This is a genomic window from Salmonella sp. 741265116_PST, assembly GCF_046567715.1.
GTDB lineage: Bacteria > Pseudomonadota > Gammaproteobacteria > Enterobacterales > Enterobacteriaceae > Salmonella > Salmonella enterica.
In genome coordinates this window covers 1-11,226 of the sequence record NZ_JBKFPH010000053.1, presented here as the reverse complement: position 1 = coordinate 11,226, position 11,226 = coordinate 1, and the positions used below count along the sequence as shown (strand labels likewise).

Annotated in this window: 12 protein-coding genes, 4 tRNA genes and 1 pseudogene; 13 read left to right on the top strand and 4 right to left on the bottom strand. The window is 44.0% G+C overall.

Annotation, left to right across the window (positions count from 1 at the left end; translation table 11 throughout):
- Window positions 1–15 precede the first annotated feature (15 nt).
- Window positions 16–189 (bottom strand): annotated as a pseudogene (locus ACLD11_RS21260) (GNAT family N-acetyltransferase); the annotation flags it as partial.
- Window positions 190–532: 343 nt separating this feature from the next.
- Window positions 533–1,327, bottom strand: a complete 795-nt coding sequence (locus tag ACLD11_RS21255; RefSeq protein ID WP_061372515.1) for an IclR family transcriptional regulator — start codon at window positions 1,325–1,327, stop codon at window positions 533–535.
- 117 nt (window positions 1,328–1,444) lie between these two features.
- On the opposite strand from ACLD11_RS21255, the gene ACLD11_RS21250 reads away from it, so the two are divergent.
- The 8 genes from ACLD11_RS21250 to birA all read left to right on the top strand — a co-directional run bounded on the left by ACLD11_RS21250 (window position 1,445) and on the right by birA (window position 9,061).
- Window positions 1,445–2,317 carry an acetaldehyde dehydrogenase (acetylating) gene (locus ACLD11_RS21250; protein ID WP_061372516.1) on the top strand — a complete coding sequence of 291 codons (873 nt, stop codon included), beginning with the start codon at window positions 1,445–1,447 and terminating at the stop codon, window positions 2,315–2,317.
- 2 nt (window positions 2,318–2,319) lie between these two features.
- The gene (dmpG, locus tag ACLD11_RS21245; protein ID WP_411015343.1) at window positions 2,320–3,330 is read left to right on the top strand and encodes a 4-hydroxy-2-oxovalerate aldolase; all 1,011 of its coding nucleotides are present in this window, start codon (window positions 2,320–2,322) and stop codon (window positions 3,328–3,330) included.
- An 85-nt stretch (window positions 3,331–3,415) separates the two neighbouring features.
- The gene (locus ACLD11_RS21240; RefSeq protein ID WP_001663244.1) at window positions 3,416–3,682 is read left to right on the top strand and encodes a UxaA family hydrolase; all 267 of its coding nucleotides are present in this window, start codon (window positions 3,416–3,418) and stop codon (window positions 3,680–3,682) included.
- A 26-nt stretch (window positions 3,683–3,708) separates the two neighbouring features.
- A complete protein-coding gene (locus ACLD11_RS21235; protein ID WP_000846756.1) occupies window positions 3,709–4,884 on the top strand; it encodes a UxaA family hydrolase in 1,176 nt (391 codons plus the stop codon).
- A 37-nt stretch (window positions 4,885–4,921) separates the two neighbouring features.
- Entirely contained in the window at window positions 4,922–5,890 is a 969-nt protein-coding gene (locus tag ACLD11_RS21230) for a 2-keto-3-deoxygluconate permease (RefSeq protein WP_139763222.1), read from the top strand.
- Window positions 5,878–6,783 (top strand): dihydrodipicolinate synthase family protein, encoded by a 906-nt coding sequence (locus tag ACLD11_RS21225; RefSeq protein WP_411015342.1) that lies wholly within the window; start codon window positions 5,878–5,880, stop codon window positions 6,781–6,783. The genes ACLD11_RS21230 and ACLD11_RS21225 overlap by 13 nt, the downstream gene beginning before the upstream one ends.
- Window positions 6,784–7,073: 290 nt before the next feature.
- Complete coding sequence (gene murB, locus ACLD11_RS21220; RefSeq protein ID WP_411015341.1) at window positions 7,074–8,102, top strand: UDP-N-acetylmuramate dehydrogenase; 1,029 nt, start codon at window positions 7,074–7,076, stop codon at window positions 8,100–8,102.
- On the top strand, window positions 8,099–9,061 hold the full coding sequence (gene birA, locus ACLD11_RS21215) for a bifunctional biotin--[acetyl-CoA-carboxylase] ligase/biotin operon repressor BirA (RefSeq protein WP_000655746.1): 963 nt from the start codon (window positions 8,099–8,101) through the stop codon (window positions 9,059–9,061). Before murB ends, birA begins: the two co-directional genes overlap by 4 nt.
- 34 nt (window positions 9,062–9,095) lie before the next feature.
- Here birA and coaA read toward each other — a convergent pair whose 3' ends face one another.
- Window positions 9,096–10,046, bottom strand: coding sequence for a type I pantothenate kinase (gene coaA, locus ACLD11_RS21210; RefSeq protein WP_000023068.1), 951 nt, complete (start codon window positions 10,044–10,046; stop codon window positions 9,096–9,098).
- Window positions 10,047–10,254: 208 nt separating this feature from the next.
- Window positions 10,255–10,428: a hypothetical protein gene (locus tag ACLD11_RS21205; protein ID WP_001621476.1), complete on the bottom strand. Its 174-nt coding sequence runs from the start codon at window positions 10,426–10,428 to the stop codon at window positions 10,255–10,257.
- Between the two features lie 19 nt (window positions 10,429–10,447).
- Between ACLD11_RS21205 and ACLD11_RS21200 the strand changes: the two genes are divergently transcribed.
- The 5 genes from ACLD11_RS21200 to ACLD11_RS21180 form a co-directional block, all read left to right on the top strand.
- A tRNA-Thr gene (locus tag ACLD11_RS21200) sits at window positions 10,448–10,523 on the top strand.
- 8 nt (window positions 10,524–10,531) lie between these two features.
- Window positions 10,532–10,616 (top strand) — tRNA-Tyr (locus tag ACLD11_RS21195).
- Between the two features lie 116 nt (window positions 10,617–10,732).
- A tRNA-Gly gene (locus tag ACLD11_RS21190) sits at window positions 10,733–10,807 on the top strand.
- A 6-nt stretch (window positions 10,808–10,813) separates the two neighbouring features.
- Window positions 10,814–10,889 (top strand) — tRNA-Thr (locus tag ACLD11_RS21185).
- Window positions 10,890–11,004: 115 nt separating this feature from the next.
- On the top strand, window positions 11,005–11,226 hold a 222-nt coding region (locus ACLD11_RS21180), incomplete at its 3' end, for a GTP-binding protein (protein WP_000031665.1).

Sequence of the window (11,226 nt, the reverse complement as noted above, 5' to 3'; positions counted from 1 at the left end):
AGACAGCGCTGCTACTCACGGATAAATTAAATTCAACAATGGATACGGTTTCCCAAGATCGTCAACCTCCGAACGTCCCGTCACCTTAAATCCCATTTTCTTATAGAATACAACAGCTTGTGCATTCTGCTCGTTAACATTGGTTGTCAACCCCGGCGCCAGCGTTAACGCATGTTCAACTAATCTCTTCATCATGACAGAGAGTAACGTCAGGGTCTGGAGTGGGAACACGCAGTGATTCGTAAGCCGGGAAGTATCAGTTAAAGAAAAGGGCCATCCATCAGGATGGCCCTTTTCTTTTTCATTCTCTTGAAATTTCTCACTGAATCTTCTGCTCGTCCATCCTGCACCTGCGAAGCAAATATCCATATGTACGACTCACGCCCCGTTCTGTCTCTTGATCCCAAAACGATAAAATTTAAGAGGCAGATAGTTGACAGAGTAATTGATGGTGCTAGAATCACTTTGTTCTTTATTGTCGTATCTGATTCTACATTGACGGATTTGCGTAAGGCGACAACATATGGCTTGATTAACGACTTTGTTTAAACTCTTCGTGCGGATGATACTGATATAGTTTAACAGAAAGTTCTTGCGAATATTGTTGCAGTGTTTTGATCATTTTCTCTTGTTTATCGCTTTCCTGCATTCTGGGGGTGAAGCCAGAGATACTGATAGCGCATGCGACTTTATTGGGAGCGTTGAATACAGGCACGGCAATACAGGAAAGTCCGATCTCAATTTCTTCATTGTCGATAGCGTAGCCACGTTGGACAACCAGGGACAAATTTTCTCTTAATTGGTCGGCTTTGCTTAAGGTGTTGTAGGTCATTGTCGTTAATTTACGACTTAAAATGGCCTCTTTCCGTTCGGTAGGCATGTAAGCCAGGATACATTTTCCTACACCCGTACAGTGGATGTAGTTTTTTGCCCCTATTTGTGTATTGATGTAAATGGCACCTTGTGCTTCTACTTTATCGAGATAGATGACACTCCCATGAGCTTCAACGGCACAGTGCGCGGTCTCGCCGAATTGGTCAGAAAGCATCTCCAGATAGGGGTGAGCTGAGCGGATAATAATGTTGTGTATCTGTGCTGCATTCGATAAGCCAAGAACTTTAGGTCCCAAAGAATAGCGTTGGGTTTGCTCATTTTGGTGGAGATAGCCAAGGGAGAATAGCGTATTCACAAAGCCGAAAGCGGTACTTTTATTAAGATCTAGCATTTGTGAGATTTCCTTGATGCCTAACTCTTCTCGGTTTTTCTGAAAGAGTTCTAAAATGGCGAAAGCCCGTTCAATCGACTGAATATTTTTTGTGGTTGCCATGTTATATATGCTCTTTATGCTGTAATGATCATATGTTTAATGTGTTAGTAAGTATGTATTTTATTTTAAATGCAAGTTAATAGTCAACTTGTATTAGAAAATTAAGCGAGAATATTTATGGGGAAAGTAAAAGTTGGCATTATTGGGCCTGGGAATATAGGTACTGATTTAATGTATAAAATAATGCGTAGCAAATATATAGATATAAAATGTATGGCGGGGATTTATGCGTCTGAGGGGATTAAACGTGCGGCCAGACATGGCGTAAATACTTCTATAAACGGTGTACATGCAATAGCAGATGATCCGGAAATAAAAATTGTATTTGATGCGACAAGTGCTACTGCGCATATAAATAACGCTCCTATATTAAAAGATGCAGGCAAAATCGTATTTGATATGACTCCCGCTGCAATTGGGCCTTTTGTTGTGCCTTGTGTTAATTTAGAGCATTTACTGGGGCAGAAAACAGATAACTATAATATGGTGACATGTGGTGGGCAAGCGACGATTCCTATAGCATATGCAATTAATCGTGTAGCAGATTCAGAATATACGGAAATAGTCTCTTGCATTTCTTCTAAATCCGCAGGGCCGGGTACGAGAGCAAATATTGATGAATTCACTGAAACGACAGCAAAAGCACTTGTTGAAGTAGGGGGGGCAGATAGAGGCAAAGCTCTGATTATATTAAATCCTGCTGAGCCACCTCTTATGATGTCGAATACGATTTATTCTATCGTAAGAAAACCTGATAAGAAGGCGATAGAAGAGTCTGTAAATCAGATCGTCGCGGATGTACAAAAATATGTTCCAGGATATAGCCTGCGGGTACCTCCGATTATAGATGGCAATATGGTGACGGTTATTGTTCAGGTAGAAGGTGCTGGAGATTTCTTACCTAAATATTCGGGTAATCTGGATATTATTAATGCAGCGGCGATCTCGGCTGCGGAAGAAGTGGCTAAGCGAATAAGCAAGGAAGCATAAGCATGTTAAATAAGAAAAAAATACACATTGTCGATACAACATTGCGGGATGGAAGCCATGCGATGATGCATCGCTATACCGAAGCGCAAGTTATTGCTATTGCTGCGGGTCTTGAGCGTGTTGGTGTCGATTTTATTGAACTCTCTCATGGCGATGGTATTTCTGGTTCCTCTATTAATTACGGCTTTTCGGCAGTATCGGAATTAGATTTGCTCAAAGCCGCATCTACGGTTGTCAAGAATGCAATACTTACTGTTCTGTTGATTCCTGGTATTGGCACGATTGATGATTTGAAGAAAGCGCAGGAATGTGGCGCAAAAGCGGTACGTGTAGCAACACATGTAACAGAAGCAGATGTTGCGATTCAACATATCAAGGCGGCAAGATCGTTGGGCATGATGCCCATTGGTTTTCTTATGATGGCACATATGGCTTCACCAGAGAAGATACTGGAGCAAGCCAAAATATTTGTCGATGCAGGCGCTCAGTATGTGAATCTTGCTGATTCGGCTGGCTACATGTTGGCAGATGATGTTAAAGCTCGCGTGGGCTTACTTGTTGAAAAATTGGGGGTGCCTGTAGGTTTCCACTCACACAACAATTTAGGCTTAGCGGTGTCTAATTCTATCGCAGCAGTAGAATATGGTGCTGAATATATTGATGTGACTTGTCGTGGACTTGGCGCTGGAGCAGGTAATACACAAGCTGAGGTATTTGCGGCAGTAATTGACAGGATGGGGTTAAAAAATAACCTCGACCTATATGAGTATATGGATTTAGCTCAGGATGTGGTAGCGCCAATGATGCTGCGCGAACAATATATTGACAGTGCTGCATTAACACTTGGATATGCTGGCGTCTATTCTAGTTTCTTGTTACATACTTATAATGCTGCGAAAAAATTTGATCTAAATCCTCGTGATATTTTGGTAGAACTGGGAAAACGGCGTATGGTTGGTGGTCAGGAAGATATGATTATTGATGTGTCGCATGCTTTAAAATATGGGAATTAGTGTTTTTATCTATTACTTTATAAATATATCCGTGTTTATAAGTTGGCATAATTTTACGATAGAATCATTGAAAAGGAGTTGAGAAGTGAAAAGAGGACTAAAGCTTGATTCAAGAGATAATGTTGCAGTCGTTATTGATAATATTAAAGCAGGTGAGGAGATATTAGTTGGCACAGAGGTAATAGTTGTAATTAATGATGTTGAAATGCCACATAAAATCGCGCTTAGTGACATTAAAACTGGTGAGCCAACAATTAAGTATGGTGCATCATTTGGCTATGCAACTAAAGATATAGTTAAAGGTGAGCATGTACATGTACATAATGTCGACTCTGAGAAGATGATGAAATAGTCACTACATAATAGGGAAATATAGAGATGAAAACATTTAAAGGATATGTTCGTCCAGATGGCCAGGTTGGTATCCGTAACCATGTTGTTGTCATGGCAAATGCGGCTTGTTCAACCGGTGTTGTAGATCAGATAGCCAAAAAACTACCAGAAGTAGTCCCTTTGTTACATACCTATGGTTGTAACTATGTCGGTGAAAGGAAAAGATGGAAGACTGTTCAGAATGGTATTCTGTCTAATCCTAATATTTATGGCGCTATTTTGATTGGGGTTGGTTGTGAGGACTTTGATGCCAGAGAAGTCGCAGCTGAGCTGCGCCAATGTAATGGAAAACCCATTGTGGCGCTTATTGTCCAAAACGATGGTGGTGGTCAGGCTGTTATCACAAAAGCGGTAGAAGAAGCCAGAAAAATGCTGGCAGATGCAGCCATGCAAGAACGCCAGGAGGTACCGCTCAACAAACTTGTTTTTGGCACTGAATGCGGTGGTTCAGATTCCTTATCTGGTGTGACAGCAAACCCCGTAATTGGCTATGTATCAGACTGGGTTGTTAGAAATGGCGGTACTTCCATTTTAAGCGAAAATGCAGAGTTGATAGGTACAGAGGATTCACTTGCCGAACGTTCAGTAAGTAAATTAGTCGCTGATAAAATATATGATTTAATTTATGGCGAGGAAATTAAACTAAGAAAATTGCTAGGTGAAGAAAGTTCTCGTACCTTAGCGAAAGGTAATATTGATGGTGGTCTTACCACGATCCAGGAAAAAGCATTAGGATGTGTAAGAAAAGGCGGCAGTGCGCCAATTCAAGATGTGATTGGCTATGGTGAACCTGTCGGCGATCGTAAAGGGCTACTTATCATGGATGGGCCGGGTAATGATCCCATTTCTTTGACGGGTTTATTTTCAGCTGGAGCCCAGGTAGCAATTTACTCTACTGGCCGCGGCACCCCAATGGCGCATCCGATTTGTCCAGTCATCAAGCTTTCATCTAATACCAGAACCTATGAAATGGTGGGCGGGGAAAATGGTGATATGGATTTGAACGCAGGTGAAATCATAACCAAAGGTATCTCTTTAGAGGAGATGGGTGAAAAAGCAATAGATTATTTGATCGAAGTATTAAATGGTATGGAAACCAAACCAGAAAAATATGGGTATGGTGGCACATTTAATGTTTATACCGATTCTCCCGTATTTTAAAGGATAATTTTAAATAAAGGAGTAAGTAAAGATGCAAATACCAATTAAGAAAACGCTCGACAGAATACCAGGCGGTATGATGGTAGTTCCTTTATTTCTTGGGTGCTTACTGAAAACCTTTTTTCCTGATGCATTAGCTATGGGAGGGTTTGTAACAGCGTTGACACAAGCAAGCCCTATTATGGCCGTCTTTTTTGTGATTGTCGGTGCGCAGATGTCTTTCAAAGAGGCTCCGAAAGCCATTTGGCGTGGCGGTGTTCTGACAGTGGTGAAACTTGTAACAGGTATTTTGATCGGCCTGTTTGTTGCCCATTTTTTGGGGGATAACCTCTTCAGTATTAGTTCACTGGCAATTATTGCGGCCATGACAAACTCAAATGGTGGTCTGTATCTTGCTTTAACCGGTCAGTATGGGACTAAAACGGATACTGGCGCTTATGTAGTTACAGCACTTAATGATGGTCCGTTTTTTACTATGATTGCGCTTGGTACTGCTGGTCTTGTCAGTGTCCCATTCAGCGCTTTACTCTCTGTCATCATTCCTATTGTCTTTGGTATGATTATTGGTAACTTAGATGAAAACATGCGCGAATTTTTGTCCGCGGGATCGTCTAAATTTATACCATTCTTCTCATTCGCTCTTGGTACTGGTCTTACCCTGGAAATGCTAATATCTGGTGGTGTTTCTGGTATATTACTGGGGGTTATTACCACTTTCATTGGCGGCGCAATACTTATTATTTCGGATAAACTAAGCGGTGGTTCGGGAGTTGCTGGCGCGGCTTTGGCTAGTACCGCTGGTAATGCTGTTGCTACGCCTGCCGCCATTGCTGAAATTGATAAAAGCATTGCTGCCTCTGCTACCATAGCGATGCCACAGATTGCGGCTTCTACCATTACGACTGCAATTTTGACGCCAATCTTAGTCAATTTCTGGGTGAAGCGATTGCAGAAAAAAGGGATTGACCCGACTATCGAAAAGGGAAATGGGCAATGTGTAAAATAATTACCCCATCGGTTACTATTTTTGATGAAAATGGCCATGTTGATATAGATGGGAATCAAAAGGTAATAGATTTCCTTATTGCCGGCGGTGTGGATGGCATACTGGTTTTAGGCTCTACGGGCGAATTCACCAATATGTCTTTGGCGGAACGTAAAACATTGCTCAGTATGTACGTAAAACATACAAATGGTAGGGTAGAGCTTTATGCTGGTACCGGTTGCTTAGATGCTGCTGAAACTATCGAGTTAACTAATTATGCCAGTGAGATCGGTTACCAGGGCGTTTTCATCATTGGGCCATATTACTATGGTTTAAACCCGGATCGTTTGTTTGAGTATTATGATGAGGTCGCAAAATCGGTAAAATGTAACATTCATCTATACAACTACCCTGAAAGAAGTGGCCACTCTTTGGATGCTGATACGGTAAAAAGAATTGTAGCTGCTAATATAAATGTTATTGGTATGAAAGATTCTGTTATGATTCCAGCTCATTCTAACGAAATCATTTTAGCCATAAATAAAAAAGATTTTCAGATGTATTCAGGGTTTGATGATCAGTTCTTGTATAATATAGCAGCAGGTGGCTGCGGTGGAATTTGTGGCTTATCTAATATTGTACCAGAGATTTTTAGTAGCCTTGTTGATGCCTGTCGGAAGAAAGACTTTGACAAAACATTCCAGCTTTCAAATCTGATACATGGGTTAATGCCGATCTATAGCCTGGATTCAAACCCTTCGCTTATCATAAAAACTCTTATGAACTATAGAGGAGTTAATGTAAATGAAAAGTCAATATTTCCTTTTACCGATATCAGTGATGAGAAACTCACTTATGCCAAAAAATTGATAGACCAGGTATTAGCTCGATATAATCTGATTTGTCAAGAGTAGTTCAATAAATTATCTTTTTTATATGGCTTCCCACAAGCTATCGAGACAATGTTGTGCGTGCCTCCCAGTAATGTGTTTTTGTCAATGACTGGGGGGCTTGCTGGTTTTTTTACAGCAACTTGAAATAGGTCAAAATGGTACATAATAAATAACTTTACAGTTCTTAATGGTTTTTTATTAATTCTGTCTGGCTGGTTTAATCGTTCCTGCTATTTTCTACCCGTAAACCGCAAGCCTTCCCAACACAGATACGGTACACTATTCTTGGTTCAGCATCAGGAATAGCCGTTATGACTCACTCCCTAAAACCCTGGAATACCTTCGGCATTGATCATTGTGCAAAGCACATCGTACGCGCTGAAAACGAACAACAGCTACTGAGCGCCTGGCAGCAAGCAACTCGTGAGGGACTGCCGGTTATGATCCTGGGTGAAGGAAGCAATGTCCTGTTTCTGGAAAATTACGCCGGCACCGTGATCCTTAACCGCCTGAAAGGCATTGAGGTCAATGAAAACGCGGACGCCTGGCACCTACACGTCGGCGCAGGCGAAAACTGGCATCAGCTGGTTCGCTACGCGCTGGACAACAACATGCCCGGCCTGGAGAATCTGGCGCTGATCCCTGGCTGCGTTGGTTCCTCGCCTATACAGAATATTGGCGCGTATGGCGTAGAACTACAGCGCGTCTGCGACTATGTTGACTGCGTTGAACTGGAAGCGGGAAAACGTCTGCGTTTGTCCGCGGCGGAATGCCGTTTCGGCTATCGTGACAGTATCTTCAAAAATGAATATCAGGATCGCGTTGCGATCGTCGCGGTGGGTCTGCGTTTGTCAAAGCAATGGCAGCCGGTGTTGACCTATGGCGATCTTACTCGTCTGGACCCGAAAACGGTCACCGCGCAACAGGTGTTTGATGCTGTATGCCATATGCGCACCACAAAATTGCCGGATCCTAAAGTGAATGGCAATGCGGGCAGCTTTTTTAAAAATCCCGTTGTCGCAGCCGATATCGCTATGGAACTGTTAGAACGATTTCCCAACGCGCCGCATTACCCTCAGGCAGACGGCTCAGTGAAGCTGGCGGCAGGCTGGCTGATTGACCAATGTCAGTTGAAAGGCGTCACCATTGGCGGCGCTGCGGTACATCGCCAACAGGCGCTGGTATTGATTAATGCGAATAATGCGACAAGTAAAGATGTGGTGGCGCTGGCGCATCATGTCCGGCAAAAAGTGGGTGAAAAATTTAATGTCTGGCTGGAGCCTGAGGTTCGCTTTATTGGTCAGCTCGGAGAGGTGAACGCTGTGGAGAGCATTGCATGAAAGATACTACCGTTCCCCTGACGCTGATTTCACTACTTGCCGACGGAGAGTTTCACTCAGGCGAGCAATTGGGTGAACGGCTGGGAATGAGCCGTGCGGCAATTAATAAACATATCCAGACATTACGCGACTGGGGAGTAGATGTATTTACCGTTCCCGGTAAAGGATATAGCTTACCGGAACCCATCCAGTTACTGGATGCTGACCGTATACATAGCCAACTGGATAGCGGAAACGTGGCGGTATTGCCCGTTATCGATTCAACCAATCAGTATTTACTTGATCGAATTGGCGAGCTGCGTTCAGGCGATGCCTGTGTAGCAGAATACCAACAGGCAGGGCGTGGTCGTCGCGGGCGTAAATGGTTCTCACCGTTTGGTGCGAATCTATATCTTTCAATGTACTGGCGTCTGGAGCAGGGGCCTGCGGCGGCAATAGGCTTGAGTCTGGTCATTGGAATTGTGATGGCGGAAGTGCTGCGTGAACTGGGCGCAGATAAAGTTCGTGTGAAGTGGCCTAACGACCTCTACCTGCTGGACCGCAAACTGGCGGGTATCCTGGTTGAGTTAACCGGTAAAACGGGCGATGCCGCACAAATAGTGATTGGCGCTGGTATTAACATGGCAATGCGTCGTGTAGAAGAGGACGTGATAAATCAGGGATGGATCACGTTGCAGGAGGCCGGAATTACGCTCGACCGCAATATGCTGGCCGCAAAGCTGATTTATAAGTTACGTGCTGCGCTTGAGCTTTTTGAGCAAGAAGGTCTTTCTCCTTATCTTTCGCGCTGGAAAAAACTGGATAATTTTATTGATCGTCCGGTAAAACTGATTATTGGCGACAAAGAAATATTTGGTATTTCTCGCGGCATTGATACTCAGGGCGCATTATTGCTTGAACAGGATGGCGTGATTAAACCCTGGATGGGCGGAGAAATATCGCTGCGAAGCGCCGAATAGTAAAAAAGGGGAGTCGGTACTCCCCTTTTTTCTGTTATTTTCGTAATCTTACCTGTTCCACCGCATGGTTAGCGCTCTTGGTCATAATAAGGCTGGCACGTTCTCGTGTAGGTAAGATATTTTGCTTTAAATTCAACCAGTTAATTTCTTTCCAAAGCGAAGCTGCTGTATTAACAGCTTCTTCTTTAGATAATTTCGCATAATTGTGGAAATAAGAGTCAGGATCGGTAAACGCCCCTTCGCGGAACTTCAGGAAGCGATTGATATACCATGTCTGAAGAAGTTCTTCTGGCGCATCAACGTAAATAGAGAAATCAACGAAATCAGAGACAAATACATGGTGCGGATCGTGAGGATAATCCATACCGCTTTGTAAAACGTTCAAACCTTCAAGAATCAATATATCAGGCTGAGCGACGGTTTTATCCCCTTCAGGAATAACATCGTAAATCAAATGAGAATAGACTGGCGCCGTCACGTTCGGTACGCCCGACTTGAGGTCAGAAACGAATTTCACCAGTCGGTGCATATCATACGATTCGGGGAACCCCTTTTTCTTCATTAACCCGCGTTCTTTCAACACCTGGTTTGGGTGGAGGAAGCCGTCAGTGGTAATCAATTCAACACGGCGGTGTTCCGGCCAGCGACTCAGCAACGCTTGCAGAACGCGTGCTGTCGTGCTTTTACCCACTGCGACGCTGCCCGCGATACTGATGATGTAAGGGATTCGCTGGCCGTTAGTGCCCAGAAACTGTTCCAGGACAGCCTGACGACGCAGATTTGAACTGATATAGAAATTTAGCAAACGGGAGAGAGGTAAATATATTTCTGCAACTTCTTCCAGCGATAAATCTTCATTAATGCCTTTTAACTGCGCGATCTCATCCTCGGTCAGGGTCATCGGCACAGAATCGCGAAGCGCAGCCCACTGGCTGCGATCAAACTGTAGGTAAGGCGTCATTAACGATTGCTCTTTTATACTCATAAGCATGTTTCTGGCTGCTATTGCTACATCAGTTCAGCGATGAACGAGGGCCATCCCTGACATGCAACGGCACGTCACATTTAAGTTAATTTGGACAATGGGCAGGAGGGTAACACCAGATGGGGAGGAATAATAAGAAAAAATCTCGCTGTGAAAGCTATCCCTGAGAAGCAATGTGACGAATATACCAGATACAGAAGATTGCTTTCTATCGACGGAACGTTGAAATGCCGCGTCGTATCCTGGTCAGACGGTCAGTAAAATGCCGAAAATTTATGCTCTCTTGTTTGAAATTAGAGCATTTTTGTCTCTTATAGCGCAAAATGTGAGCGATAGAACATTTTATGCAATTTTTTAGTTGCATGAGCACGCAGGTCTCCATAGAATGCGCGCTACTTGATGCCGACTTAGCTCAGTAGGTAGAGCAACTGACTTGTAATCAGTAGGTCACCAGTTCGATTCCGGTAGTCGGCACCATCAAGTCCGGTGGGGTTCCCGAGCGGCCAAAGGGAGCAGACTGTAAATCTGCCGTCACAGACTTCGAAGGTTCGAATCCTTCCCCCACCACCATTTTCGGCCGCGCGATGGCGCAGCCCGAGACGATAAGTTCGCTTACCGGCTCGAATAAAGAGAGTTTCTCTCGATATTCAGTGCAGAATGAAAATCAGGTAGCCGAGTTCCAGGATGCGGGCATCGTATAATGGCTATTACCTCAGCCTTCCAAGCTGATGATGCGGGTTCGATTCCCGCTGCCCGCTCCAAGATGTGCTGATATAGCTCAGTTGGTAGAGCGCACCCTTGGTAAGGGTGAGGTCGGCAGTTCGAATCTGCCTATCAGCACCACTTCTTTTCTCCTTCCTGTTTTTCTCTTCTGTTTATTAGCATTCAACAAGTCGGGCGTGTTGCCTGGTTGATGTGGTGATATCACCGATTTATCCGTGTCTTAGAGGGACAATCGATGTCTAAAGAAAAGTTTGAACGTACAAAACCGCACGTTAACGTCGGTACTATCGGCCACGTTGACCATGGTAAAACAACGCTGACCGCTGCCATTACTACCGTACTGGCTAAAACCTACGGCGGTGCCGCCCGCGCATTCGACCAGATCGATAACGCGCCGGAAGAAAAAGCGCGTGGTATCACCATCAACACTTCTCACGTTGAATACGATACCCCGACC